Source organism: Streptomyces sp. NBRC 110611, from assembly GCF_001590865.1.
Taxonomy (GTDB): domain Bacteria; phylum Actinomycetota; class Actinomycetes; order Streptomycetales; family Streptomycetaceae; genus Streptomyces.
In genome coordinates this window covers 84,837-109,016 of sequence record NZ_BBUY01000019.1, presented here as the reverse complement: position 1 = coordinate 109,016, position 24,180 = coordinate 84,837, and the positions used below count along the sequence as shown (strand labels likewise).

Sequence of the window (24,180 nt, the reverse complement as noted above, 5' to 3'; positions counted from 1 at the left end):
GAACCCTTCGTCAGCCGCCTGCGAAGGGAGACCTGTCGGGTTCGGGCAGGCGAAGATGCCCGGCCATGCGTACGGCTTCACCCCGAGGAGTCCCACGGCCGTGCGGCCCCGGACCCCGTCCTGCTCGGGTCCTCCGCTCCCGCCGGTCCACGTCGTCGACCTGGCATCCGGTACGGCGGCGGGATTGGGCGCCCGTCCGGACCGCCCCGCCGTGTGGCGGGGTCTTGTCGTCGAAGGGATCGTCACGCACCCGCGGACCGAATTCCGAGCGGGAAATGCCGTATGTGAGATGGCTAACATTTGACCCAAATGGCGATACTTGCTGTTCCGGGCGGTCGGGAGCCGGGTGCGCCGGCCCCCGGACCTGGGGCGAAACATCGAAGCCCGGGGGAATTCGGTCCGCTCGCGCAAATTGACGCACCCTCACCCCGCCCCCGGACGCTACGCCGTCCGGGGGCGGCCCCGAGGCGCGCGCCGGATCAGTTCTCCTTGCCCGGCGGTACCGTCACCAGCCCGGCCCGGCGCTCACCGTCCAGCACCCGCAGCGCCCGCGCCAGCGTCTCCCGGTGGAACTCGTGCTCACCCCGGTCGTGCATCAGCGCCAGCGCGTCGCGCAGTGCGGTGGCCCTGCCGACCAGCGCCTGGGCGGCGCGCAGACCGCTGTAGGTGTGGCCACCGCGCGCCGGGTTGATCCGGCCCAGCAGGTCGACCACCTCCAGGTAGCAGTCGATCAGCCGGCCCTCGGCGCGGGTCAGCGAGGGCAGCGGCGGCGGTTCGGGCGGCAGCATCCGGTTCACCCCGCCAAGGACCGGAGGGCCGACTGCTTGCGCTGCTGGGTGAGCCCGTCGATCAGGCCGTACTCCTGGGCGGCACGGGCATCGAAGACCTTGTCGCGCTCGATGTCGGCGGCGACCCGCTCGCGGGGCTGCCCCGTGTGCCGCGCCAGCATCTCCTCCAGCATGCTCCGGGTGCGCAGCATCTCCTCCGCCTGGATCAGCAGATCGGAGGTCTGGCCCCGGACCGGTTCGCCGAACGCGGGCTGGCGGATCAGGATCCGGGCGCCGGGCAGCGCCAGCCGCTTGCCGGGGGCGCCGGCGGCCAGCAGCACCGCGGCGGCGGAGGCGGCCTGGCCGAGGCAGACGGTCTGCACCTCGCACGTCACGAAGCGCATCGTGTCGTAGATGGCGGTCATCGCCGTGAACGAGCCGCCGGGGGAGTTGATGTAGAGCTGGATGTCCTGCCCGGGCGCGGCGTGTTCGAGGTGGATCAGCTGCGCCATGACGTCGTTGGCGGAGGCGTCGTCGATCGGGGTGCCCAGGAAGATGATCCGCTCGCTGAGCAGCTTCGAGTACGGGTCCATGGTGCGCGTGCCGTCGGAGGTGCGCTCGGTGAACTCCGGAAGGACATAGCGGGCCGTCGGTTGCGGCATGACCGCTCCTCTCCTCTGTTCTCCTCTGTAAAAAATGTACAGGACGTACATCCCGTTAGAATGGGAGCATGGCCTACGAAATTCCGGTGACGCAAGCCCGTGCGGAGCTGGCGGATCTGATCAACCGCGTCGTCTACGGCAGCGAGCGGGTGGTCGTCACCCGGCACGGCAAGCCGCTGGTGGCCCTGGTGTCCGCTGCTGACCTGCAGCTTCTTGAGGAGCTGGGGCGGCGGGAGCAGGGTGCGGAGGGCGAGCAGGTGATCAGCACGGTGTCGTCCGTGCGGCCGCTGTCGTCCGCTCCGGGCGAACGGCGGCGGTTCGGCATCGCCGCGGAACACCGCGACCCGGCCGCCGGGGACCGGCGACCGGGTCGGGAGAGGTGAGGCGCGGTCCGCGCTGACGATGTGTCAGCCCGGGCCGGCCGTACGGGCGGCCCGCTCAGGAGCTGAGCTCCCACACGGCGTGGGCGATGGCGTCGGTGTTGGTGTCCAGCGCCTTCTCGTCGATGTTCTTCGCGGTGTCGCAGGACTGGTGGTAGCAGGGGTCGAACGGCTTGCCCGCCTCGCCACCCCAGTTCTTCGCCTGCTCGGGGGTCTTGGTGTAGTCGGCCCCGGAGAAGAGGCCGCCGACCGGGATCCCGGCGTCCTTGAAGGACGCGTGGTCCGAGCGGCCGTCGCCCTCGGTCTCGATCTCGGTGGCGATGTTCTTTGCGGCGTACCAGTCCTTGAAGACCTTCTCCAGGCGGGTGTCGTCGTCGTAGACGAAGTAACCCGGGTTCGGCGAGCCGATCATGTCGAAGTTCAGGTACGAGTCGATCTTCGACTTCTCGGCGCCGAGGCCGCTGACGTAGTGCTGCGAGCCGACCATGCCGTCCTCTTCGTCGCCCCACCAGGCGAAGCGCAGGTGCTTGGCGGGCTTGAGGTCCGCCTTGGCGACCGCGAGGGCGACCTCCAGGATGCCGGCCGAGCCGGAACCGTTGTCGTTGATGCCGGGGCCCGAGTCGACCGAGTCCACATGGGCCCCGGCCATCACGGTCTTGTTCTCGTCGCCGCCCTTCCAGTCGGCGATGAGGTTGTAGCCCTTGGCGCCGTTGTTGTCGAACTCCTGGACCTGGGTGGTGAATCCGGCCTGGTCCAGCTTGCCCTTGATGAAGTCGACGGACGCCTTGTGGCCCGGCTGTCCATGGGCGCGGTTGCCGCCGTTGGCGTCGGCGATCGACTGCAGCTGGTCCAGGTCGGCCTGGACGGCCTTGACGTCGATGTCCGGTGCGGCGGCCGGTGCGGGGCCGGCATGGGCGCCGGCCGCGGTGAGCAGGGTGGCGGCCACGGCGGCGACCGTACCTGCGGCGAGCGAGGCCCGGCGTATGCGGGGGGAACGGGACACGGTGAGGCTCCGATACTTGTGTGGGGGGTCGGCGCGGAGCTGATGAACGCGCCGTTTTGACGCGCCCATGAGGATCGCGATCACCTGCGAGATCGTCAAGAGCGCATACCGGACAGGTGTGTTCGCGGAGCGGCGCGTGCAGCGATTGCGGAGGGCTTGAGGTGGTTTGCCCCTCGGTCGTGTCGCCCGTTTCCCGGGCCCGGGTGTACCGCCGGGGTGCGGAATGCGCCACGCGCTGCCGTGCGCGGCCGGGGAGTCGCGGCCGTTACGGCGATTCCGGAGTGTGTATTTCCACGCGGTAACAGGCGGTGGTGCTGTTGTGTTACGCGGGGCGCGGGTCAGGGTGCCGAAGCGCCCCCGGGCGTAACGTCGTGGAAATCCCGCCGAACTAGCCTCCGGGTGTGGGGCTTTTTGATGGCCAACTGCTGGAAGTCGGTTTGCTCCTCCTTTAATTACTGCGTGGTACACCTGCTCTTACGGGTGTGCTCACGCCCGTGACCTGGGTGGATGCGTCCCAGGCGGGAAAACTGTGAGGTGGAACGTATGCAACTGACCCCGCATGAACAAGAGCGGCTGATGATTCATGTGGCGGCAGACGTGGCCGAGAAACGGCGCTCCCGCGGACTGAAGCTGAACCACCCGGAATCCCTCGCCCTGTTGACCGTGCACATCCTCGAAGGCGCCCGCGACGGCTCTTCCGTCGCCGAACTCATGTCCTCCGGCCGCAAGGTCCTCACCCGCGACGAGGTGATGGAGGGGGTGCCGGAAATGCTGCACGACGTACAGGTCGAGGCCACCTTCCCCGACGGCACCAAGCTCGTCACCGTTCACGAACCCATCAACTGACCGCGGGGGAGCCCACGATGATCCCGGGACAGATCTTCCACGCCGACGAGCCGGTGCGCCTCAACGAAGGCCTGCCCCGTACGCGTCTGACCGTCCTCAACGCCGCCGACCGCCCCGTCCAGGTCGGCTCCCACTACCACTTCGCCGAGGCCAACCCCGGCCTCGACTTCGACCGTGCGGCCGCGCACGGCAAGCGGCTGAACGTCGCGGCCGGCTCCGCCGTACGCTTCGAACCCGGCATTCCCGCCGAGGTCGAACTCGTCCCCATCGGGGGCGAACGGATCGTCCCGGGCCTGCGCGGCGAGACCGGAGGTCCGCTCGATGGCTGAGCTGACCCGCCAGGCCTACGCCGGTCTCTTCGGCCCGACCGCCGGCGACCGGATCCGGCTCGCCGACACCGACCTGGTCGTCGAGATCACCGAGGACCGTTCGGGCGGGCCCGGCCGGGCCGGTGACGAGGCGGTGTTCGGCGGCGGCAAGGTGATCCGCGAATCGATGGGCCAGTCCCGCGTCACCCGCGCCGAGGGCGCCCCCGACACCGTGATCACCGGCGCCGTCGTGCTCGACCACTGGGGCATCGTCAAGGCCGACGTCGGCATCCGCGACGGCCGGATCACCGCCCTCGGCAAGGCGGGCAACCCGGACACCATGGACGGTGTCCACCCCGGCCTGGTCATCGGCCCGGAGACCGAGATCATCGCCGGCAACGGCAAGATCCTCACCGCCGGCGCCATCGACACCCACGTCCACTTCATCTGCCCCCAGCAGGCGGACGAGGCGCTGGCCTCCGGCCTCCGGCGTCACCACGATGATCGGCGGCGGCACCGGACCGGCCGAGGGCAGCAAGGCGACCACCATCACCCCCGGCGCCTGGCACGTCGCCCGGATGCTGGAGTCGATGGACTCCCTGCCGGTCAACGTCGGACTCCTCGGCAAGGGCAACACCACCTCCCTCGCCTCGATGCGCGACCAGCTGCGGGCCGGCGTCCTCGGCTTCAAGATCCACGAGGACTGGGGCGCCACCCCCGCGGTGCTCGACGCCTGCCTGACCGTCTGTGAGGAGAGCGGCGCCCAGCTGGCCATCCACACCGACACCCTCAACGAGGCCGGCTTCCTCGGCGACACCCTCGCCGCCATCGCCGGCCGCTCGCTGCACGCCTTCCACGTCGAGGGCGCCGGCGGCGGCCACGCCCCCGACATGATCGCGATGGTCTCCCAGCCGCACGTGCTGCCCGCGTCCACCAACCCCACCCGGCCGCACACCGTCAACACCGTCGAGGAACACCTCGACATGCTGATGGTCTGTCACCACCTCAACCCGGCCGTCCCCGAGGACCTGGCCTTCGCCGAGTCCCGGATCCGGCCCTCCACCATCGCCGCCGAGGACATCCTGCACGACCTCGGCGCCATCTCGATCATGGCGTCCGACGCCCAGGCCATGGGCCGGATCGGCGAGGTCGTCCTGCGCACCTGGCAGACCGCGCACGTCATGAAGCGGCGCCGCGGCGCGCTGCCCGGCGACGGTGACGCGGACAACCACCGCGCCCGCCGCTATGTCGCCAAATACACCATCAACGCGGCCGCCGCCCAGGGCATCGACCACCTCGTCGGCTCCGTAGAGGACGGCAAGCTCGCCGATCTGGTGCTGTGGGACCCGGCGTTCTTCGGCGTCCGGCCGCAGCTGGTCATCAAGGGCGGCCAGATCGCCTACGCGCAGATGGGCGACGCCAACGCCTCCATTCCCACCCCGCAGCCGGTCCTGCCCCGCCCCATGTTCGGCGCCACCGGCCGGGCACCGGGCAGCAACTCGGTCAACTTCGTCGCCCCGCAGGCCCTCGCGGACGGCCTCCCCGAGCGCCTGCCGCTGGCGAAGCCATACGAGGCGATCCGCAGCACCCGCGGCGTCACCAAGGCCGATATGCGCAACAACGACGCCCTGCCGCGGGTCCAGGTCGACCCCGACACCTTCACGGTGACCATCGACGGTGAGGTGGTCGAACCCCGGCCCGCCGCCCAACTCCCCATGACCCAGCGGTACTTCCTCTTCTGACCGGCCGCCATGAGACCCCCGGAACCGCCGACCACCCCGACAACCCCGAAACCCCCGCCACCCCCGACGCACACCACGGACCACTGATGACCCGCGCAGCGCTGCTCGTCCTCGCCGACGGCCGGTTCCCCGCCGGAGGGCACGCCCACTCGGGCGGCGCCGAACCGGCCGTCGCCGCGGGACGCATCACGGACGCCGCCACCCTGGAGACCTTCTGCCAGGGCCGGCTGCACTCCGCCGGCCTGGTCGCCGCCGGGCTCGCGGCCGCGGCCGCGGCCGGCTGCGATCCGCTCCTCCTGGACGACGCCGCCGACGCCCGCACACCCGTACCGGCACTCCGCCAGGCCGCCCGGCGGCTCGGCCGGCAGATGATGCGGGCGGCCCGCGCCGCCTGGCCCGGCGCCGCCCTCGACGCGCTCGCCGCCGCCCGCCCGCGCGGGGCGCACCAGCCCGTCGTCCTGGGCCTGACCGCCCGGTCCGCGGGCCTGACGCCGCTCGATGCCGCGTACGCCGTGGCGTACGAGACCCTCAGCGGCCCGGCCACCGCGGCCGTCCGGCTGCTCGGCCTGGACCCCTTCGACGCCACCGCCGTGCTCGCCCGCCTCGCCCCCGACCTCGAACAGGTCGCACAACAGGGCGCCGAGGCCGCGGCGCGCGTCGCCACCGAAGGGGCCGACGCCCTGCCCGCCGCCTCCGCGCCGCTGCTCGACATCACCGCGCAGGCGCACGCCGCCTGGCCGGTACGGCTCTTCGCCTCCTGACCCGCCCGGCACCCCGCCGGACCCCGGGCCGCCCCCCCCGGGCGGCCGTACGACCGACATACCGGAGTTGACCCATGCACCTCGACCACCACGAGACCTTCCCCGAGCGCTACAGCTACAGCGCGGCGGCCGTACGCTCCGACGGGTCCCGCCGCGCGCTGCGCATCGGCCTCGGCGGCCCGGTCGGCACCGGCAAGACCGCCACCGTCGCCGCGCTCTGCCGCGCCCTGCGCGACGAGCTGTCCATCGCCGTCGTCACCAACGACATCTACACCCGCGAGGACGCCGAATTCCTGCTCCGCGAGGCGGTGCTGCCGCCGGAGCGGATCGCGGCGGTGGAGACCGGGGCCTGTCCGCACACCGCGATCCGCGACGACATCTCCGCCAATCTGGAGGCGGTGGAGGACCTGGAAGAGGAGCTCGGGGCGCTGGACCTGGTGCTGGTGGAGTCGGGCGGCGACAACCTCACCGCCACCTTCTCCAGGGGCCTGGTCGACGCGCAGATCTTCGTCATCGACGTGGCCGGCGGCGACGACATCCCGCGCAAGGGCGGCCCCGGCGTGACCACCTCCGATCTGCTGGTCATCAACAAGACCGACCTCGCGCCGTACGTCGGCGTCGACCTGGACGTCATGGCCCGGGACGCCGAGGCGCAGCGCGGTGCACTGCCGGTCGTCTTCACCGCGCTGAAGTCGGAGAACGGCGTCAAGCCGGTGTCGGACTGGGTCCGGACCCGGCTGGCGGAGTGGACCGCGGTCCCGGCGTGACCCCCGCGCCGCCCCCGCGGACCGCGCCGCCCCGGCAGACCGCGCCGCCCCCGCAGACGGCATCGCCGCGGCGGACCGCGCCGCCGCGGACCACGGCCGGGCGGACCGTGCCGGCGCCGGCCGCCGCCGTACCCCCGGTCGCGGGCCTGCGCGCCACCGCCCGCATCCTCGCCCGGGCCGGCGTGCACAGCGGAACCCGGCTGCCGGTGCTCGACGGCGACGGCCCGCTCGCCCTGCGCCGCGTCCGTTCGGGCACCGGCGAGGCCCGGGTCTGCGTGGTGGGCGCCATGAGCGCCCCGCTCGGCGGCGACCGGCTGGCCATCGAGGCCACCGCCGAGGCGGGCGCCGCGCTGCACATCACATCCGCCGCGGCGACCGTGGCGCTGCCCGGCCGCACGGCCGTACCCGCGGCCTACGACGTGCGCCTGACGGCCGGCGACGGAGCGCGGCTGGACTGGCTGCCGGAGCCGCTGATCTCCGCCGCGGGCAGCGACCTGCGGATGACCACCACCGTCGAACTGGCTCCCACCGCCCGCCTGGTGCTGCGCGAGGAGCAGGTCCTGGGCCGCAGCGGCGAGCGGACCGGAGCGCTGCGCAGCCGGCTCACCGTCCGCCGCGCCGGCCGTACCCTGCTCGACCAGGAGACGGCGTACGGGCCCGGCGTCCCCGGCTGGGACACTTCGGCCGTCCTGGGCGGCCACCGCGCGGTCGGCCAGCTGCTGATCGTGGACCCGGAGCTGGCGGCGAGACCGGCCGAGGTGCGGCTGCTCGGCGACGCGGCGGCCGGGCGGCCGGACGGCGGTGCCGGGCAGGGCGTGCTGGCCCCGCTCGCCGGCCCCGCCGTGCTGGCCACCGTCGTGGCCCCGGACGCGCTGCGGCTGCGGCGGCTCCTCGACGAGGCGGCCGCCCGGAGCGGCACCGCCGGCTGAGCCCTACACCTCCAGATCGGGTTCGAGCCGGGCCAGCCGGTGGCGGGCCATGGCGAGATTGGCGCGCTTGCGGTCCAGCACCAGGTACAGGAAGAGCCCGTTGCCGCTCTTGCCGGTGAGCGGGCGGATGATGTGGTACTGCGTGGACAGGGTGATGAGCATGTCCTCGACGGTGCCCTGGAGTTCGAGCAGCTCCATGGTGCGCATCTTCGCGCGGATCACATCGGTGTTGCCGGCCGCGGCGACGTTGAGGTCCACTACCTGGTTGTCACCGAGGGTGGCGAGCGCCATCCCGCTGGTGTAGTCGACGAGCGCGACACCTATGGCGCCCTCGATGGTCGACATCGCCTCGGCGAGCGCGGATTCCATATGCGTCATGGGAGGTTCAGCCCTTTCGGTTCTTTTCTTGGACAGTGTTCCGGTATGCCCGCTACGGCGGTTGTGGCCGGCGCTGTGGCCGCGCCCGGCGCTGGTCGTCGTGCCGGGTCCGTCGCGCGGCGGGTGCCTCCCGGAGGCGGGCGGGCGCCGCGTCATCGCGGTGCGTCCGAGTCGACCAGCGCGCCGATGCGTTCGGCGGCCCGCCTCGCCTCCAAGTGGAGCCGTCCCACGTTGGTGTCCGGGCCGGCGACGGCGGTGAGGACCGCCCGGCGGCCGGCCGCGTAGGCCGCGACATAGCCACCGGTGCCCCGCGTCAGGGACTCCTCGAAGCCGCCCTGCCCGGTCGCCTCGGTGAGGCGCTTGGCGACCCCGATGGCCGCGGCGGTCAGCGCGGCGAGACCCTCCGGTTCGATGTCCGCCAGCTCGTGGGCGATCACCATGCCGTCGGCGCTCGCCACCATCCCGCCCTGGAAGTGCCGCACCTGATCGCGCAGCGCCAGTAGTTCGTCCCGTAACCGGGGCTCGATCGTCATCAGTCTCCTTCTCACGGCACGCCGCACGATGGCGCGCCTCATGCGGTGCGGGGTCCTCGGTCGCGAGGGTTCACAGGTTCTCCTCCAGAGCCGTGCGCAGCCGGACGAGGAGGGCGATGTCCGGATCGGTGATACGCGTGAGGTCGGGCAGCTCCGGTACCGAGGGGTGCCAGGCCACCGGACGGGGCTGACCGGCGGCGGGCGGCGACTGCTCCCGCAGCCCCGCACCGGGCCGCCGCCGGGGGAGCGGCCGTGCCGCCTCCGGCATACGGACCAGCCCGGCCGCCGCGAGCCGGCGGACGTCCAGCAGCGTCACGAACGCGGACTGGCCCAGCGCACCGGCGAGTTCGCAGGGGGTGCGCCGGCCGTCGGCGCGGTCCAGCAGCCGTCGCTGCCGGCCCGTGGCAGGGACGTCACCGGGCGGGCGCACGGGGACCACGGGCGCGGTGTCGGCCGCCGCCCAGGGACGCAGCTGGTCCAGCAGGGCCCGGCGGCGGGCCGTGGCCCGCAGCAGGGCGGCGGCGCTGATCCGGCGGACGACGCCCAGCCAGTGCCCGGTTCCCGGGGTGAACGACGTGTCCTCCGGCGGCAGCGGCAACGCGAAGAAGGCCGCGTCGAGCAGCGCCGCGAGGTGGCAGATCTCCAGTTCCCCCTGGGTCAGCCAGCCCTCGCTGACCAGGAACCGGCCGCCGCACCGCTGCGGGCCCGCGGTCTCGGCGGCATGCTGCCAGCCCTGCGGCGGCACCTTGCCGGCCGCGGTGAGCCGTACGCCGAGCCCCGGCGCGGCGGCGTCCTCGACGTAGGTGACCGCGCCGTCGAGGAGGTAGACACAGCCGTGCGGGCCGCGCAGGGCGCCGGTGACGCGCTCGGCGGCGCACCGGTCGAGCAGCCCGCCCGGCGCGGGCCGGCGGGAGAAGGCGGGTGCGGGCCGGAGGGGGGAGGCCGGTGCGGGCGGGCGGGAGAAGGCCGGTGCGGGCGGGCGGGAGAAGGGGGGCAGGCCCATGGCTGGTTCCTTAACCGTTGGTGCGAGGTGGCGGAGCGCGGCGGTCAGGAGGTGACCAGCTCCGCCGCCAGATCGCGCAGCCGCAGCCGGGCGACGGCGAGATTCGCCTGCGCCCGGTCCAGCCAGAGGTAAAGGTAGGTCTGGCTGTCGAAGGCGGTGTGCACGAAACGGATCAGGTGGTAGCTGCCGGCGGCCGTGATGATGAGGTCCTCCAGTGCCGGGCCGGTGGTGCCCGCGGTGTCGAACGTGGCGTTGCGCGCCACGGCCTGCACGACCTCGGCGGTCTCCGCGGCGGCCGCGTCGGGATCGCCGTGCGGTGCCTGGCCGACCGTGCCGAGCGTCAGGCCGCTGGTCCAGTCGATCAGGCCGGCGCCCAGGACGCCCGGAATCCGCATCGCCTGGGACAACACCTGATCGATACCCGGCACTGCGGAGCTCCTTCGCGACGGCCTGAACGGGCGCTTGAACGGGCGCGAAAACGCCGAAGCCCTCCCCGCGGCGGTGTGTGGGAGAGCCTTCACGGAAGGTTACTGAAGGGGTGCGTTTGGCACATGCCTCCGGGACGAGTCCGGTGCAATTGACGTGTTCTCGCCCCTCCTTGGCGCTCCGGCGGCCAACACACCGTGCTCCGGCCCGCCCGCCGGCCGCCCGTCGACGGGCGGCCGGGCCCGGTGGCGCACCCACTCCGCCTTCCTCAACTGACTGGTGTCACTGGCGAGTTGGATATTCCGCAGGTGCGGTACGCGTCATGTGGCACCGCGCACCGTCGTCCGCGCGGCTTGGCCGGAATCTGCGGGCTCGGCCCGCCATCTCCGGCCGTTCCGCACGGGCCACCGGCGAACCGAAAACCTACAGCTTGGTAAAGAATTGCCGTCCGAACCTGTTCAGAAGGGGAGGCCGGAGGCCAGGATTCCCCCGTAGGCCGTGATCAACACAGCCACAAGTGGCCACCGAGCAGGGGGAAACCACCACGTGAGAAGAACAGCAGCGCTCGGCGCCGCCGGCACCCTGGTGACCGGCGCGCTCCTCACCGGAGCGATAGCCGCCCCGCCCGCCAGCGCGGGCCAGCACCCGAAGAACGGAACGGCCGAAGCGCGCGGCGTACAGACCGCCGCCGCCCGCGCGGCCGAGAAGGGCATCGACTGGCAGGACTGCCCCGCCGACTGGGGCCTGAAGTCTCCCGTCCAGTGCGGCTATGTCACCGTCCCGGTCGACTACGCCCGGCCCGACGGCCGCACCATCAAGATCGCCGTGGACCGGGCGGTCAGCACCGGCGGCAAGAAGGAGCGCCAGGGCTCCCTCCTCTACAACCCCGGCGGCCCCGGCGGTTCGGGCATGAGGTTCCCCAACCGCATCACCACCAAGAGCCCGGTGTGGGCCAAGATCGCCAAGGCGTACGACTTCGTCGGCTTCGACCCGCGCGGTGTGGGCCACTCCGCGCCGATCTCCTGCGTCGATCCACAGGAGTTCGTGAAGGCCCCGAAGGCCGACCCGGTGCCGGACACCGAGGCCGACAAGCGCGCCCAGCGCAAGCTCGCCAAGGAGTACGCGAACGGCTGCCTGGAGCGCAGCGGCGACCTCCTGCCGTACATGACGACCGAGAACACCGCCCGCGACCTGGACGTGATCCGCGCCGCGCTGGGCGAGCGGAAGCTCAACTACCTGGGCGTCTCCTACGGCACCTACCTGGGCGCCGTCTACGCCACGCTCTTCCCCGACCACGTCCGCCGGATGCTGTTCGACAGCGTCGTCAACCCGGCCCGTCACAAGATCTGGTACCAGGCCAACCTCGACCAGGACATCGCCTTCGAGACCCGCTGGGGCGACTGGAAGAAGTGGGTCGCCCGGCATGACGCCACGTACCACATCGGTGACACCCCCGAGAAGGTCCAGGCGGCCTGGGAGCAGCTGCGCGCCACCGCCAAGAAGCACCCCATCGGCGGTGTCGTCGGCCCCGCCGAGCTGACCGGGTACTTCCAGAACGCGCCGTACTACGACTCCATGTGGGCCCCGGTCGCCGAGGCCTGGAGCGCCTACCGCGCCGGCGACAGCAAGCCGCTGGTGGAGAACGCCGGACCGGACCTCAAGGACACCGCCGGCAACATCGCGGCGGAGAACGGCAACGCCGTCTACACCGCCGTCGAGTGCACCGACACCAAGTGGCCCACCAGCTGGCGCAAGTGGGACCGTGACAACACCCGCATCCACCAGCGGGCGCCGTTCATGACCTGGTCCAACGCCTGGATGAACCTGCCCTGCGCCACCTGGCCGGTCAAGCAGCAGCGCCCGGTCGAGGTCAGGACGGGCAAGGGCCTGCCGAGCGTGCTGATCGTGCAGAGCGAGCGGGACGCGGCCACGCCGTACGACGGTGCCGTCGAGTTGCACAAGCGGTTTGCGGGCTCCCGTCTGATCACCGAGCGGGACGCCGGATCGCACGGCGTCACCGGAGAGGCCAACTCCTGCATCAACAAGCGGGTCGACGCCTACTTCGTCGGAGGGAGGACCGACGCCGCGGACGTGACCTGCGCTCCGCACGCGACGCCGGAACCGTCCAAGGACAAGGACAAGGCCAAGGGCAAGACCGCAGCCAAGGTGACCGCCAAGGCCGCCGCCGGTCTGCCGGCCGTGCCGTGACGTCCCGGTGGTGACCCGCCGTCGCGCCCGGCGGTGACACCGGGGGCGTGATGGCGGAGAGGAATGGAAGGGGCGGCCGGAATGCCCTCGCGGGCACACCGGCCGCCCCTTCGCCTGTGCGACGGGTCAGGGCCCGGTACCGCGCGTCAGGCCGTCAGACCCTCGGCATGCGCCGGTGCCTGAGCCTGACCCTGACCCTGGGCCTGCGCCCTGGCGTCGACCGCGTAGATGTCGACGTACTCCTGGCCGGACAGGGTGAGGATGGCGTACATGATCTCGTCCGTGGCGGCGCGCAGGACGAAGCGGTCGTCCGCCATGCCCTCGTACCGCGAGAAGCCGAGCGGTGCGCCGAAGCGGATGGTGATCCGCATGAACCGCGGCAGCAGCCGGCCGGTCGGCTGCGCCTCGAACGTGCCGATCATCGCGCACGGGATGACCGGCACCCCCGTCCGGATGGCCATCGACGCGACCCCGGTGCGGCCCTTGTAGAGCTGGCCGTCGTGCGAGCGGGTGCCTTCCGGGTAGATCCCCAGGAGCTGGCCGTCGCGCAGGACGGAGAGGCCCGAAGAGATCGCGGCCTGGGAGGCGCGGCCGCCGGAACGGTCCACCGGAATCTGTCCCAGCCCGCGGAAGAACGCCGCGGTCAGCCGCCCCTTCAGCCCGGACCCGGTGAAGTACTCGGATTTGGCGAGGAACGTCACCCGGCGCGGCACGACCACCGCCAGGACGAAGTGGTCCGCGAACGAGAGGTGGTTGCCCGCGATGATCGCGGCCCCGTCCTCCGGCAGATGCTCCAGCCCCTCGATCCGCGGCCGGAATATCAGTCGCAGCAGCGGCAGGAGGACGTACTTCACAACCTGGTAGAACACGGGGGGCGACTCCCTCTTCCGTCGGATCGTTCGGTGGCTACGTCGTTCCAGGTCACGAGGGCTCTCGGGACGGGCGTGAGGCTATGGGCAACCCTCGCGGCCGGTCACCACCTCCAGTCGGATTCCGGCACCTCGGCTCCACTGCCGGTGCGCTCCCTTCGCCACTCCTGAATGACCTTGAACTGCCCCTGAAAGAACCTGAGTTGGGGCGTGCGCCGAGCAGCGGAGACGCCCGGCGCCAGGGTGTCCGGGGCCCGGGGCGGGGGCGATGACATGGCTCGAAAGAGCGGACCGGCCCGCTGGTGGGGGGCGTCGGCGGCTCCCTCGCCCGGCCGAGTCCGTACGGGCGACAGCGCGGCGTGGCCGCTTGCGCCCCGGGGACGGGCGAGGTGGCCTGAATTCACCGAGCTTTCCCCAGGGCCTCTCCGACGGGTCGGAGCCGGAACGGCCCTGGGGGGCAAAGGCCCTGGGGCAGAGCCGGACAGGCCCTGGGGCCGACGTTCTCAGGGCCGAGCGTTCTGAAGGAGACATCGATGCCCGTCAGCCGCCGACGCCGAGCCGTCCGTGCCACCGTGCCCACCGCGGTGTCCGTCACCGTGTCCGCGGCGCTGGCCGGCACGTTCTGCGCCGCCCCGGCCGCCGCCGTCCCGCCTCCGCGGCCCGACGCCACGGGACAGGAGGCGCTTCAGGCACAGGCCGCGGCCGCCTTCGCACCCCAGCCGCCCGGCACCGACCAGGGACTGCTGCTGACCGTGTCCGGGGACAGCAGCACCTGGATCCGGGGCGTACGGCTCGGCTGCCCCGACACCTATGGCAGGCATCCGCACGCCCTCGCCGCCTGTAACGCGCTGACCTGGGCGCGCGGGGACATGGACGCGCTGCCCGGCGAGCCGCACCCCTGCACCAAGCAGTACGACCCGGTCACCGTCAGCGCGACCGGCAGCTGGCGCGGCGGCCCGGTGAACTGGCGCAAGGAGTTCTCCAACGCCTGCATGATGGACGCCGCGACCGGCGCCGTCTTCCGCTTCTGAGCCCGCTTCCGAGCACGGACGGCAGGCCCGTCATCCTGCCGCCCCGTCGTCGTCCTGCCGCCCGTCCGTCCGGCCGTCCTGTTCGCCGGTCCGTTCCTACGAGCCCACCGGGCGGTCAGACCGGTCTCGCCGCGACGACCCCGAGCGTCACCAGCGCCAGCACCACCCACGAGAACCAGACCCAGCCGTTGGCGCCCATCGCCACGGTGTACGCGGTGGCCACCACCAGCCCGCTCACCGTGAGTACGGCCATCGTCCTGGCAGATCCGGGCATACCCGCCACCTCCTCACGGCAGCCCGCGGCGCATATGCCACGGGCCGCGGCCATGGGGGACCATCGTCCCCGGCCGCGGCCCGTACCGCCAGACGGTCGCCCCGCCGTGAGAAGCGCCCTACCGCCCCCGGGCGTGCAGGGAGGCGAGGTAGGCGTTGTATTCGGCCAGTTCCTGGTCGCCGTTGCGGTCGGCGGCCCGGTCGGCGCGCCGTGACACCCGCTCCTCGGACTTGCGCCACTGGTAGATCAGCGCGATCAGCACCACGACGGACGGGATCTCGCTGAACGCCCAGGCGATGCCGCCGGCCGCCTGCTGGTCGGCGAGCGCCTCGATGCCGAGCGAGGCCGGCGGGTTCACGAAGGTGTCGACCATCGGCTCCGACGCCATCATCAGCGCGATGCCGAAGAAGGCGTGGAACGGCATCCCGGCGAACAGCTCCAGGATCCGCATCACATAGCCCGGCCGGTGCGGTCCCGGGTCGACGCCCATGATCGGCCAGAAGAAGACCAGTCCGACCGCGAGGAAGTGCACCATCATCCCGATGTGCCCGGCCCGGGACTCCATCAGGAGGTCGAACAGCGGGGTGAAGTACAGGGCGTAGAGGCTGGCGATGAACATGGGGATGGTGAACGCGGGGTGGGTGATCACCCGCATGTACCGGCTGTGCAGCAGCGCCACCAGCAGTTCGCGCGGGCCCCGGCGGCCGCGCCCGGCGGTCGGCAGGGCGCGCAGCGCCAGCGTCATCGGCCCCCCGAGCAGCAGCAGGATCGGCGAGAGCATGCTGACGATCATGTGCTGGACCATGTGCACGCTGAACATCGCCATGCCGTAGTCGTTGAGCTTGGTGCACATCGCCAGCGCCACCGTCACCACGCCCAGGACCCAGGCCACGGTCCGGCCCACCGGCCAGCTGTCCCCGCGCCGCCGCAGCCGGACCACCGCCCAGCCGTAGAGTCCGAGCCCCAGCAGGCAGCCGACGAGGAAGACCGGATCACCCCCGAACTCCAGGCCCCGCGTCAGCGTGAACGGCGGCAGATCCATGTTCATGCCGTGCCCGCTGTGATCCATCCGCTCACTCCCGATTCGTACCGATGCTCCGGCCACAAGAGTAGAACCGCCCCCGCCCGGGCCACGCGGCAGGGGCTGCCTGCCGGTGCCGTGGCCAGGAGCGGCGGGCACGCGTACGCCCGCGGTGCGGGACCGCGGGCGTACGGCGAGGCGAGGGCAGGCGCCGGGGAGGGGTCAGGCGGGCTGGGTCGCGGCGGCGATCCGCTCCTGGCGCAGCGCGTCGTACCAGTGGTCGTCCACCGGCGGCAGCGCGTTGACGTCCAGTGCCAGCTTGATGAGAAGGTCGGCGATGTGCGGGTTACGGGCCATCACCGGGCCGTGCATGTACGTCCCGAAGACCGTGTCGTTGTACGCGCCCTCGTAGCCGTCACCGACGCCGTTGCCGTTGCCGAACCGCACCTTGGCGAACGGCCGGGCGGTCCGGCCCAGATGCGTCACGCCCTGGTGGTTCTCGAAACCGGTCAGCGGCGGCAGCCCCAACTGCGGGTCGATATCGGCGAGTACGTCGCCGACGCAGCGCTCGCCCTCGCCGCGGGTGCTGACCACGTCCAGCAGCCCCAGGCCCTGCTGCCGCTCGCCCAGGTCGTTGATGAACTCATGGCCCAGGATCTGGTAGCCGGCGCACACCGAGAACACGATCGCGCCGTTGGCGACCGCGCGGGACAGGCCGCCGTCCCGGATCAGCCGCTCGGAGGCCAGCCGCTGCGGCCGGTCCTCGCCGCCGCCGATCAGGTAGATGTCACCCGAGGTGGGGATCTGCTGGTCGGAGCGTACGTCCAGGCGCTGTACGTCCAGTCCGCGCTGGCGCGCCCGCCGCTCCACCACCAGGGCGTTCCCCTGGTCGCCGTAGGTGCTCAGCAGGTCCGGGTAGATCCACACCAGGCGCAGGCTGTTGTCACTCATGCTTGCTCGTCCTTGTCCGTGAAGGTCGGTGGATCCCGGTCAGTTGCCCACGCGGCGGCGCAGGTCCTGGAAGGCGGTGTAGTTGGCGATGACCTCGATCCGGCCGGGCGGTGCCAGCTGCACCGCCTCGTCGAGGCTGTCGCACACCCGGAAGTCCAGGCCCGCGACCTCCAGCCGCACCGCCAGGTCCAGCTTGCGGTCGCCGAGCACGTAGATCGGGTGCCCCGCCAGCCGGGTGTAGTCGACGTCCCACAGCCAGGAGGTGTCCGTGCCGTCCGCGCCGCGCGCGTTCACCGACATGATCACCGGGGTCGGCGGCGGGTCGATCAGCGAGAACGTCTCCAGCCAGCCGGCCGGGTTCTTCGCCAGCAGCAGCCGCAGCTCCCGCTGCTGGAACGTGACCACGTCGTAGCGGCCGGCCACCGCCTGCACGGAGAACATCCGCTCCAGCGCGACCTGCGGCGGCACCCCGAAGGCGGCGGCCACCGCGGCGGAGGTGGTGGCGTTGGCCTTGTTGGCGCGGCCCGGCAGCTGCAGCTTGATCGGCCAGGCGCTGCCGTGCGGGTCGAGGACGTGGTCGCCGGAGAGCGCCCAGCTGGGCGTGGGGCGGCGGAAGCCGCACTCGCCGCAGAACCAGTCCTCGCCCGGCCGCTGCATCACCCCGCCGCACGACGGGCAGGACCAGGCGTCGTCCTTCCACTCCTGCCCGGCCGCCACCCACACCACGTTCGCGGACCCCGAGGCGGCCCAGACGATCAGCGGGTCGTCGGCGTTGGCGATGATCAGCGCCTTGGAGCCGGACAGGCCCTCGCGCCACTTCTCCGCCAGCATCCGGGTCTCGGCGGCGCGGTCGAGCTGGTCGCGCGAGAGGTTCAGCAGCGCTATGGCCTTCGGCGTCACATCGCGTGCCACCCCCGCGAGGTACTTCTCGTCGACCTCGATGACGCCGTACTTGGCGTCCGAGCCGCCGGCCAGCGCGGAGGTGATGCCCGCCGGCATATTGGCGCCGAGCGCGTTGGAGACCACCGGTCCGCTGGCCCGCAGCGCCTCCGCGATCAGCCGGGTCGTGGTCGTCTTGCCGTTGGTCGCCGACACCAGTACGACGTCCAGGTGCCGTGCCAGCCGTGCCAGCAGGTCGGGGTCGAGCCTCAGTGCCACCCGGCCACCGATCACCGATCCGCTGCCGCGGCCCGCCGCGCGCGACACCGCTGCCGCGGCCTTGCCCGCCGTCACGGCCAGCTTGGCCCGCGGCGACAGCGGCTCCGTGTTGCCTGCCATCGTCCTTGATCCTCCTTGCGTCCGGCGCCCGCCCGTCGTGCGGCCGCCGGTGGAACGCCCCCTCCGAAGCCGATGACCTGACCGGCCGGAGGCATCGGTCGGGGATCAGCCTATCGAGATCCGGCCGTGGGCCCGAACCCCGCCACCCGTGAGGCGACAACTACGGCCGGTACCGGACGCCGAGCGTCCCGTCCTCCGGGCGGACGACGGGACTTCCGGCACCGGCCCATCGGGTGCGGGACCGTACGCTGGAGCCCATGCGTCCCCGCACCATTCCCGGCAGTTCCGGCCGTATCCGCCCCCTGCGCCTCCTCGGCGACCCCGCGCTGAGCGGCCCCTGCCAGGAGGTCACCGCCTTCGACGGCGAGCTGGCCCGGCTGATCGAGGACATGTACGCGACGATGTACGCCGCGCGCGGTGTCGGCCTGGCCGCCAACCAGATCGGCGTCCCGCTGCGGGTGTTCGTCTACGACTGCCCCGACGACGAGGACCGCCGTCACCTGGGGCACCTGGTCAACCCCCGGCTCGTCGAGGCCGACGGCCCGGTCGTCCGCGGGCCCGAGGGCTGCCTCTCGCTCCCCGGCCTTGAGGCCGGCACCCCGCGTCACGACCGTGCCGTGGTGAGCGGATTCAGCGCGTCCGGCGAGCCGCGGACGGTGACCGGCACCGGGTTCTTCGCCCGCTGCCTGCAGCACGAGTGCGACCACCTCGACGGCGGTCTGTACATCGACCGCCTCACCGGACTGCGCCGCCGCCGGGCGCTGCGCGCGGCGGCCAGGGCCCCGTGGGCGGCGGACGGTGGCCGGGCGGCGGCGGTCGGCGGCTGAGCGGCCGGGCCGCCGTGCCGGGGGCGGAGGGGGCGGCTTGCCGGAGACGGCCGCCGCCTGACCGCCGCCGGCCGGGCCGGTACGTCCGCCGCCGGCCGCTCAGGATCCGGCGCCGCCCGTGCGGTCCTCGACCGAGGCCAGCTGCCCCCAGAGCAGATCGGTGAGCTGCCGGACCAACTCCTCGCGGGAGCACGGCCGTTCGCGCAGCCACCAGTCGCCGGCGCCGTGCATCATGCCGACGATGCCGTGCCCCCAGACGCGCGCCTTCAGCTCGGCGTCCGCTCCCAGGTCGAGCCGGTCGGTGATCACCTTGGCCAGCTCCTCGCCGAGCCGGCGCAGCAGCGGGGCGGAGTGCCGTCCGACGTCGAAACCGGACTCCGAGGGGTTGTCCTCCTCGGAGGGGTGCATCAGGAAGCGGTACACCTGCGGACGGGCCTCGATGGCGAGCAGATAGGCGTCGAGGGTGGCCTCGACCCGCTCCCGGCGCAGGACCGGTGCGTCCAGTGCGGTCCGCAGGTTGGCCAGCAGGGCGTCGGTGTGCCGTACGGCGAGGGCGCGGTAGAGCCCGCCCTTGTCGCCGAAGTGCCGGTAGAGGATCGGCTTGGTGATGCCCGCCTCGGCGGCGATGGCGTTCATCGACGCGTCCGGGCCGTCGCGCAGCACAATCCGCTCGGCGGCCTCCAGCAGCTCCCGCCGCCTGCGCTCGGCCGCCGCCTGCCGGGCGCTGTCGTGCTCTGTGCTCTCCATGATCGTGCTCCCCACCCATTGTGAATCCGTGGCGCTGGCGCAACGTAACACCCGATCTTCCCCCCGAATCCGCCGCAGGGGGAGTTGACATCCCTTACTGGCGAGTAACACACTTCACGTTACCGCTAGTAACACCTGTACCGCCCGCAGCGCTGGAGGGGACATGGCCGAGTTCACCATGGAGCTCAACGACGAGCAGAAGGAAGTCCGTGACTGGATTCACGGCTTCGCCGCGGACGTCATGCGCCCCGCCGCCGCGGAGTGGGACGAGCGCGAGGAGACCCCCTGGCCGGTGATCCAGGAAGCCGCCAAGATCGGTCTGTACTCACTCGACTTCTACGCCCAGCAGTTCTTCGACCCGACCGGCCTCGGCATCCCGATGGCCATGGAGGAACTCTTCTGGGGGGACGCGGGCATCGCCCTGTCCATCGTCGGCACCGGCCTGGCCGCGGTCGGTGTGCTCGCCAACGGCACCGAGGAGCAGATCGGCACCTGGGTCCCGCAGATGTACGGGGACGCCGACGACGTCAAGGTCGCCGCCTTCTGCTCCTCCGAACCCGACGCCGGCTCCGATGTCTCCGCCATGCGCACCCGCGCCGTGTACGACGAGGCCGGTGACGCGTGGGTGCTCAACGGCACCAAGACCTGGGCGACCAACGGCGGTATCGCCGACGTCCATGTCGTGGTCGCGGTCGTCGCCCCCGAGCTGGGTTCCAAGGGCCACGCCTCCTTCATCGTCCCGCCGGACACCCCGGGGCTCACCCAGGGCCAGAAGTTCAGGAAGCACGGCATCCGCGCCTCGCACACCGCCGAGGTCGTCCTGGAGGACGTCCGGGTGCCCGGCCACTGCCTGCTCGGCGGCAAGGAGAAGCTCGACGAGCGCCTCGCCCGGGCCCGGGAGAAGGCCGAGGCGGGGGGCGAGAGGGTGAAGAACGCCGCGATGGCGACGTTCGAGGCGTCCCGTCCGGCCGTCGGCGCCATGGCGGTCGGCACCGCCCGCGCCGCCTATGAGGAGGCGCTGGAGTACGCCAGGACCCGTGAGCAGTTCGGCCGCCCGATCATCGGCAACCAGGGCGTCGCCTTCCAGCTCGCGGACATGCGGACGCAGATCGACGCGGCGCGGCTGCTGGTGTGGCGCGCCTCCTGGATGGCCGCCGCCGGCAAGAAGTTCGAGAGCGCCGAGGGCTCGATGTCCAAGCTCTTCGCCGGCGAGGTCGCCAAGAAGGTCACCGCGCAGGCCGTTCAGATCCTCGGCGGCAACGGCTTCACCCGCGAGTACCCGGTCGAGCGGATGCACCGCGACGCCGCCATCTACACGATCTTCGAAGGCACGAGTGAGATCCAGCGGCTGGTGATCGCCCGGGCGCTGTCGGGCATGCCGATCCGGTAGGGCGTCCGCTCCGGCCGCCCTGCGGGCGCGTCCCCGGGGAGCGGCAGCCGGAACCGTGTCCCCGCAGGTCAGAGGGTGAGACGTCCCAGCATTTCACCATTCGCCGGGCAGGCCTGGCAGACGTGACCGCCCACCCCGCACTCTCGGGTTGCCGGTCCGGAGACACGGCCCCGCGGACGGCTCGGCCGTCCCGCACCCGCCGTGGCCCGGGCGGACCGGATCGGCACCTGTGCGCCGGCCGCGCCAGGTGCCGTCCTACGACCCTGAAGGGGAACACATGCGACCGAACACTGTCATGAGGGCACTCGTCGGCGTCACCGCGGTGGCCGGGATCGCCGCCGGGAGCCTGACGGATGCGGGCGCCGCCTTCGCGGCATCCGCGCCGGCCTCGCCGCCGGCGGTGAGTTCCGAGGCCGCCCACCCGCTCGCGGTGGTCAACCTCGGTCTGAACGCCAAGCAGGCCAAGAAGGTCCAGGGCTGGCTGAAGAAGTACTGGGGCTACCGGGGTGCGATCGACGGGCAGCTGGGCACCAACAGCTGGAAGGCGTTCCAGCGCAACCTCAAGGCGCACTGGGGCTACAAGGGCAAGATCGACGGAGCCGTCGGGCGCGAGACGGTAAAGGCGCTGCAGCGCCTGCTGAAGAACAGCTGGGGTTACAAGGGCAAGATCGACGGAATCGCGGGAGCGGGAACCAAGGCCGCGTTCAAGCGTTTCGCCAACGCCGCCTAGGCACGTCCGGCGCAGGGCCCGGCGCCCTCGTCCTCCGTGGTTTCCGGTAAGCCACCGAAGTCTTCCGTAAGTCGTAAGCCACTGAACGGCCGCCGAGCCGCGCACCGGGCACTCGCCTGGTGCGCGGCTCTTCGCATGTCCGTCCGCGTGCGCCCGGCAGCCCCTCGCCGGCCCGTCACCCCTTGACGGGGCATGGGGTGCACTCTACCTTCTGCTTCCATAAAGCAAAATTTTAATTCCGAGATGTGGAATTACTGGAGTGTGTGCAGTGCAGTGCGGTGCAGTGCCTCCGGCTCTTCGCCGGAACCAGCCCGTGACAGGTCGACGCAGGAGTACTCGATGCCCCGAATGACAGCCGCCCGTGCCGCGGTGGAGATCCTCAAACGCGAAGGCGTCACCCACGCCTTCGGAGTGCCCGGCGCCGCGATCAACCCCTTCTACGCCGCGCTCGAGAGCGCGGGCGGGATCGATCACACGCTGGCCCGCCACGTCGAGGGCGCCTCGCACATGGCCGAGGGCTACACCCGCGCCCGTCCGGGCAACATCGGTGTCTGCGTCGGCACGTCCGGTCCGGCCGGCACGGACATGATCACCGGTCTCTACTCCGCGACCGGTGATTCGATCCCCATCCTGTGCATCACCGGCCAGGCGCCGACCGCGGTGATCCAGAAGGAGGACTTCCAGGCCGTCGACATCGCCTCGATCGCCAGGCCGGTCACCAAGGCGGCGACCACGGTGATGGAGGCGGCGCAGGTGCCCGGCGTCCTCCAGCAGGCCTTCCACCTCATGCGGTCCGGACGCCCCGGCCCGGTCCTGGTCGACCTCCCGCTCGATGTCCAGCTGACCGAGATCGACTTCGACCCCGACACCTACCAGCCGCTGCCGGCCTTCAAACCGGCCGCGACCCGGGCCCAGATCGACAAGGCGGTCCGGCTCCTGCTGGAGTCCGAGCGTCCGCTGATCGTCGCCGGCGGCGGTGTCATCAACGCCGACGCCTCCGAGCTGCTGGTCGAGTTCGCCGAGCTCACCGGAGTACCGGTCATCCCCACCCTGATGGGCTGGGGCGCCATCCCGGATGATCACGAGCTGAACGCCGGCATGGTCGGCCTGCAGACCTCGCACCGCTACGGCAACGCGACCTTCCTGGAGTCCGATTTCGTGCTGGGCATCGGCAACCGCTGGGCCAACCGCCACACCGGCCAACTGGACCTGTACACCCAGGGCCGGAAGTTCGTCCACGTCGATATCGAGCCGACCCAGATCGGCAGGATCTTCGCCCCGGACTACGGCATCGCCTCGGACGCCAGGGCCGCGCTGGAGCTGTTCGTCGAGGCGGCCGAGGAGCTGCGGGCCGCCGGGAAGCTGCCCGACCGCAGCGCGTGGGCCGCTTCCGCCCAGGAGCGCAGGGCCCGGCTGCAGCGCCGTACGCACTTCGACGACATCCCGATGAAACCGCAGCGGGTCTACGAGGAGATGAACAAGGCCTTCGGTCCGCAGACCCGCTACGTCACCACCATCGGCCTCTCCCAGATCGCCGGCGCGCAGATGCTGCACGTCTACCGGCCGCGCCACTGGATCAACTGCGGTCAGGCCGGCCCGCTCGGCTGGACGATCCCGGCCGCGCTGGGGGCCGCCACCGCCGACCCCGAGGTGCCGGTCGTCGCGCTCTCCGGCGACTACGACTTCCAGTTCATGATCGAGGAGCTGGCCGTCGGGGCCCAGCACAAGATCCCCTACGTCCATGTCCTGGTGAACAACGCGTACTTGGGCCTGATCCGCCAGGCACAGCGCAACCTCGACATCGACTTCCAGGTCAACCTGGAGTTCGAGAACATCAACTCGCCGGAGATCGGCGTCTACGGCGTGGACCACGTCAAGGTCGCCGAGGGGCTGGGCTGCAAAGCCATCCGGGTCACCGACCCCAACGAGCTGGGCGCCGCCTTCGAGGAGGCCGGGAGGCTGGCCGCCGAGCACCGTGTCCCGGTCGTCGTCGAGGCCGTCCTGGAGCGGATCACCAATATCTCGATGGCCGCCGGGGAGATCGACAAGGTGAACGAGTGGGAGGAGCTCGCGACCGAACCGGGCCACGCGCCCACCGCGATCCTGCCGCTCAAGTCCTGACACCGGGGCCGGTCCGGATCGCGGGGTGGGCGGAGTGACGACCGTCACGCCGGCGCCATGGAACGGACACTCGTCGTTCACCGTTCAAATGGGTGAGGGCGTTGCGGAACATCCTCACCCGAGCAGCCCCGGCCGGTTCCCCCCGTCTGGCCGGGGCTTCCGCATACCCGGATGCGCCACGCCGCCCGCGGCGGTACCCGAGGTGCGCGAGGGCGGAGCCCGGCGCAC

General features: G+C 71.9%; 25 protein-coding genes, 1 pseudogene and 1 riboswitch. Of the genes and pseudogenes, 13 read left to right on the top strand and 13 right to left on the bottom strand.

The features are described from left to right. Nucleotides 1–176: riboswitch (cyclic di-AMP (ydaO/yuaA leader) on the bottom strand. A gap of 303 nt (nt 177–479) precedes the next feature. Together AZE13_RS28170 and AZE13_RS28165 are read right to left on the bottom strand one after the other, a co-directional pair. Beyond that, nucleotides 480–788: a hypothetical protein gene (locus tag AZE13_RS28170; RefSeq protein WP_066937992.1), complete on the bottom strand. Its 309-nt coding sequence runs from the start codon at nt 786–788 to the stop codon at nt 480–482. A 5-nt stretch (nt 789–793) separates the two neighbouring features. Beyond that, on the bottom strand, nt 794–1,429 hold the full coding sequence (locus tag AZE13_RS28165) for an ATP-dependent Clp protease proteolytic subunit (RefSeq protein ID WP_066937989.1): 636 nt from the start codon (nt 1,427–1,429) through the stop codon (nt 794–796). A 68-nt stretch (nt 1,430–1,497) separates the two neighbouring features. On the opposite strand from AZE13_RS28165, the gene AZE13_RS28160 reads away from it, so the two are divergent. Beyond that, a complete protein-coding gene (locus tag AZE13_RS28160) occupies nt 1,498–1,812 on the top strand; it encodes a type II toxin-antitoxin system Phd/YefM family antitoxin (protein WP_066937986.1) in 315 nt (104 codons plus the stop codon). Between the two features lie 55 nt (nt 1,813–1,867). Here AZE13_RS28160 and AZE13_RS28155 read toward each other — a convergent pair whose 3' ends face one another. Next, nucleotides 1,868–2,812 (bottom strand): M28 family metallopeptidase, encoded by a 945-nt coding sequence (locus tag AZE13_RS28155; RefSeq protein WP_066938105.1) that lies wholly within the window; start codon nt 2,810–2,812, stop codon nt 1,868–1,870. Nucleotides 2,813–3,355: 543 nt separating this feature from the next. Here AZE13_RS28155 and AZE13_RS28150 point away from each other — a divergent pair. From AZE13_RS28150 to AZE13_RS28125, 6 genes and pseudogenes are all read left to right on the top strand, one after another. Then, nucleotides 3,356–3,658, top strand: coding sequence for an urease subunit gamma (locus AZE13_RS28150; RefSeq protein ID WP_066937979.1), 303 nt, complete (start codon nt 3,356–3,358; stop codon nt 3,656–3,658). 17 nt (nt 3,659–3,675) lie between these two features. Continuing rightward, nucleotides 3,676–3,987: an urease subunit beta gene (locus tag AZE13_RS28145; RefSeq protein ID WP_066937978.1), complete on the top strand. Its 312-nt coding sequence runs from the start codon at nt 3,676–3,678 to the stop codon at nt 3,985–3,987. Next, nucleotides 3,980–5,708: pseudogene (locus tag AZE13_RS28140) on the top strand (urease subunit alpha). Before AZE13_RS28145 ends, AZE13_RS28140 begins: the two are co-directional and overlap by 8 nt. An 86-nt stretch (nt 5,709–5,794) precedes the next feature. Then, nucleotides 5,795–6,469, top strand: coding sequence for an urease accessory protein UreF (locus AZE13_RS28135; protein WP_066937975.1), 675 nt, complete (start codon nt 5,795–5,797; stop codon nt 6,467–6,469). Nucleotides 6,470–6,543: 74 nt separating this feature from the next. Further along, nucleotides 6,544–7,236 carry an urease accessory protein UreG gene (gene ureG, locus AZE13_RS28130; protein ID WP_066937973.1) on the top strand — a complete coding sequence of 231 codons (693 nt, stop codon included), beginning with the start codon at nt 6,544–6,546 and terminating at the stop codon, nt 7,234–7,236. Nucleotides 7,237–7,343: 107 nt separating this feature from the next. Further along, nucleotides 7,344–8,165, top strand: a complete 822-nt coding sequence (locus tag AZE13_RS28125; RefSeq protein WP_066938102.1) for an urease accessory protein UreD — start codon at nt 7,344–7,346, stop codon at nt 8,163–8,165. 3 nt (nt 8,166–8,168) lie between these two features. Here the strand turns inward: AZE13_RS28125 and AZE13_RS28120 are convergent, their stop codons facing one another. The 4 genes from AZE13_RS28120 to AZE13_RS28105 form a co-directional block, all read right to left on the bottom strand. After that, complete coding sequence (locus AZE13_RS28120) at nt 8,169–8,543, bottom strand: hypothetical protein (RefSeq protein ID WP_066937970.1); 375 nt, start codon at nt 8,541–8,543, stop codon at nt 8,169–8,171. A gap of 152 nt (nt 8,544–8,695) precedes the next feature. Next, nucleotides 8,696–9,076, bottom strand: coding sequence for a roadblock/LC7 domain-containing protein (locus tag AZE13_RS28115; RefSeq protein ID WP_066937968.1), 381 nt, complete (start codon nt 9,074–9,076; stop codon nt 8,696–8,698). A 70-nt stretch (nt 9,077–9,146) separates the two neighbouring features. Further along, complete coding sequence (locus AZE13_RS28110; RefSeq protein WP_258528034.1) at nt 9,147–10,079, bottom strand: hypothetical protein; 933 nt, start codon at nt 10,077–10,079, stop codon at nt 9,147–9,149. 44 nt (nt 10,080–10,123) lie between these two features. Then, complete coding sequence (locus AZE13_RS28105; protein WP_066937966.1) at nt 10,124–10,507, bottom strand: hypothetical protein; 384 nt, start codon at nt 10,505–10,507, stop codon at nt 10,124–10,126. Nucleotides 10,508–11,051: 544 nt separating this feature from the next. On the opposite strand from AZE13_RS28105, the gene AZE13_RS28100 reads away from it, so the two are divergent. Continuing rightward, the gene (locus AZE13_RS28100; protein ID WP_066937964.1) at nt 11,052–12,713 is read left to right on the top strand and encodes an alpha/beta hydrolase; all 1,662 of its coding nucleotides are present in this window, start codon (nt 11,052–11,054) and stop codon (nt 12,711–12,713) included. Nucleotides 12,714–12,859: 146 nt separating this feature from the next. Here AZE13_RS28100 and AZE13_RS28095 read toward each other — a convergent pair whose 3' ends face one another. Further along, nucleotides 12,860–13,582: a lysophospholipid acyltransferase family protein gene (locus tag AZE13_RS28095; protein ID WP_066937961.1), complete on the bottom strand. Its 723-nt coding sequence runs from the start codon at nt 13,580–13,582 to the stop codon at nt 12,860–12,862. 533 nt (nt 13,583–14,115) lie between these two features. Here AZE13_RS28095 and AZE13_RS28090 point away from each other — a divergent pair. Then, nucleotides 14,116–14,613 carry an SSI family serine proteinase inhibitor gene (locus tag AZE13_RS28090; protein WP_066937959.1) on the top strand — a complete coding sequence of 166 codons (498 nt, stop codon included), beginning with the start codon at nt 14,116–14,118 and terminating at the stop codon, nt 14,611–14,613. A 115-nt stretch (nt 14,614–14,728) separates the two neighbouring features. On the opposite strand, the gene AZE13_RS37155 is transcribed toward AZE13_RS28090, so the two are convergent. The 4 genes from AZE13_RS37155 to AZE13_RS28075 form a co-directional block, all read right to left on the bottom strand. After that, nucleotides 14,729–14,887 carry a hypothetical protein gene (locus tag AZE13_RS37155; protein WP_181690467.1) on the bottom strand — a complete coding sequence of 53 codons (159 nt, stop codon included), beginning with the start codon at nt 14,885–14,887 and terminating at the stop codon, nt 14,729–14,731. Between the two features lie 118 nt (nt 14,888–15,005). Next, nucleotides 15,006–15,956 carry a cytochrome c oxidase assembly protein gene (locus tag AZE13_RS28085; protein ID WP_066937957.1) on the bottom strand — a complete coding sequence of 317 codons (951 nt, stop codon included), beginning with the start codon at nt 15,954–15,956 and terminating at the stop codon, nt 15,006–15,008. A gap of 174 nt (nt 15,957–16,130) precedes the next feature. Next, the gene (locus tag AZE13_RS28080; protein ID WP_066937954.1) at nt 16,131–16,859 is read right to left on the bottom strand and encodes a type 1 glutamine amidotransferase; all 729 of its coding nucleotides are present in this window, start codon (nt 16,857–16,859) and stop codon (nt 16,131–16,133) included. A gap of 39 nt (nt 16,860–16,898) precedes the next feature. After that, entirely contained in the window at nt 16,899–18,137 is a 1,239-nt protein-coding gene (locus tag AZE13_RS28075) for a Mur ligase family protein (RefSeq protein WP_066937951.1), read from the bottom strand. A gap of 257 nt (nt 18,138–18,394) precedes the next feature. Here AZE13_RS28075 and def point away from each other — a divergent pair, with 257 nt between their 5' ends. Beyond that, nucleotides 18,395–18,964 carry a peptide deformylase gene (gene def / locus AZE13_RS28070; RefSeq protein ID WP_066937948.1) on the top strand — a complete coding sequence of 190 codons (570 nt, stop codon included), beginning with the start codon at nt 18,395–18,397 and terminating at the stop codon, nt 18,962–18,964. 99 nt (nt 18,965–19,063) lie between these two features. Here the strand turns inward: def and AZE13_RS28065 are convergent, their stop codons facing one another. Next, entirely contained in the window at nt 19,064–19,711 is a 648-nt protein-coding gene (locus tag AZE13_RS28065) for a TetR family transcriptional regulator (RefSeq protein WP_066938097.1), read from the bottom strand. Nucleotides 19,712–19,874: 163 nt separating this feature from the next. Between AZE13_RS28065 and AZE13_RS28060 the strand changes: the two genes are divergently transcribed. From AZE13_RS28060 to gcl, 3 genes are all read left to right on the top strand, one after another. After that, nucleotides 19,875–21,101 (top strand): acyl-CoA dehydrogenase family protein, encoded by a 1,227-nt coding sequence (locus AZE13_RS28060; protein ID WP_066937942.1) that lies wholly within the window; start codon nt 19,875–19,877, stop codon nt 21,099–21,101. Nucleotides 21,102–21,378: 277 nt separating this feature from the next. Next, nucleotides 21,379–21,831 (top strand): peptidoglycan-binding domain-containing protein, encoded by a 453-nt coding sequence (locus AZE13_RS28055; RefSeq protein ID WP_066937939.1) that lies wholly within the window; start codon nt 21,379–21,381, stop codon nt 21,829–21,831. A gap of 339 nt (nt 21,832–22,170) precedes the next feature. Then, nucleotides 22,171–23,952 (top strand): glyoxylate carboligase, encoded by a 1,782-nt coding sequence (gene gcl, locus AZE13_RS28050; protein ID WP_107288479.1) that lies wholly within the window; start codon nt 22,171–22,173, stop codon nt 23,950–23,952. Nucleotides 23,953–24,180 lie beyond the last annotated feature (228 nt).

Bases quoted from the DNA above. Each gene is read 5' to 3' on its own strand.
- AZE13_RS28150 (WP_066937979.1), top strand. From the start codon at position 3,356: ATGCAACTGACCCCGCATGAACAAGAGCGGCTGATGATTCATGTGGCG.
- AZE13_RS28090 (WP_066937959.1), top strand. From the start codon at position 14,116: ATGCCCGTCAGCCGCCGACGCCGAGCCGTCCGTGCCACCGTGCCCACC.
- AZE13_RS28055 (WP_066937939.1), top strand. From the start codon at position 21,379: ATGCGACCGAACACTGTCATGAGGGCACTCGTCGGCGTCACCGCGGTG.
- AZE13_RS37155 (WP_181690467.1), bottom strand. From the start codon at position 14,887: ATGCCCGGATCTGCCAGGACGATGGCCGTACTCACGGTGAGCGGGCTG.
- AZE13_RS28170 (WP_066937992.1), bottom strand. From the start codon at position 788: ATGCTGCCGCCCGAACCGCCGCCGCTGCCCTCGCTGACCCGCGCCGAG.
- AZE13_RS28060 (WP_066937942.1), top strand. From the start codon at position 19,875: ATGGCCGAGTTCACCATGGAGCTCAACGACGAGCAGAAGGAAGTCCGT.
- AZE13_RS28075 (WP_066937951.1), bottom strand. From the start codon at position 18,137: ATGGCAGGCAACACGGAGCCGCTGTCGCCGCGGGCCAAGCTGGCCGTG.
- def (WP_066937948.1), top strand. From the start codon at position 18,395: ATGCGTCCCCGCACCATTCCCGGCAGTTCCGGCCGTATCCGCCCCCTG.
- AZE13_RS28160 (WP_066937986.1), top strand. From the start codon at position 1,498: ATGGCCTACGAAATTCCGGTGACGCAAGCCCGTGCGGAGCTGGCGGAT.
- AZE13_RS28135 (WP_066937975.1), top strand. From the start codon at position 5,795: ATGACCCGCGCAGCGCTGCTCGTCCTCGCCGACGGCCGGTTCCCCGCC.
- AZE13_RS28145 (WP_066937978.1), top strand. From the start codon at position 3,676: ATGATCCCGGGACAGATCTTCCACGCCGACGAGCCGGTGCGCCTCAAC.
- gcl (WP_107288479.1), top strand. From the start codon at position 22,171: ATGCCCCGAATGACAGCCGCCCGTGCCGCGGTGGAGATCCTCAAACGC.
- AZE13_RS28120 (WP_066937970.1), bottom strand. From the start codon at position 8,543: ATGACGCATATGGAATCCGCGCTCGCCGAGGCGATGTCGACCATCGAG.
- AZE13_RS28080 (WP_066937954.1), bottom strand. From the start codon at position 16,859: ATGAGTGACAACAGCCTGCGCCTGGTGTGGATCTACCCGGACCTGCTG.
- ureG (WP_066937973.1), top strand. From the start codon at position 6,544: ATGCACCTCGACCACCACGAGACCTTCCCCGAGCGCTACAGCTACAGC.
- AZE13_RS28110 (WP_258528034.1), bottom strand. From the start codon at position 10,079: ATGGGCCTGCCCCCCTTCTCCCGCCCGCCCGCACCGGCCTTCTCCCGC.
- AZE13_RS28065 (WP_066938097.1), bottom strand. From the start codon at position 19,711: ATGGAGAGCACAGAGCACGACAGCGCCCGGCAGGCGGCGGCCGAGCGC.
- AZE13_RS28165 (WP_066937989.1), bottom strand. From the start codon at position 1,429: ATGCCGCAACCGACGGCCCGCTATGTCCTTCCGGAGTTCACCGAGCGC.
- AZE13_RS28085 (WP_066937957.1), bottom strand. From the start codon at position 15,956: ATGGATCACAGCGGGCACGGCATGAACATGGATCTGCCGCCGTTCACG.
- AZE13_RS28115 (WP_066937968.1), bottom strand. From the start codon at position 9,076: ATGACGATCGAGCCCCGGTTACGGGACGAACTACTGGCGCTGCGCGAT.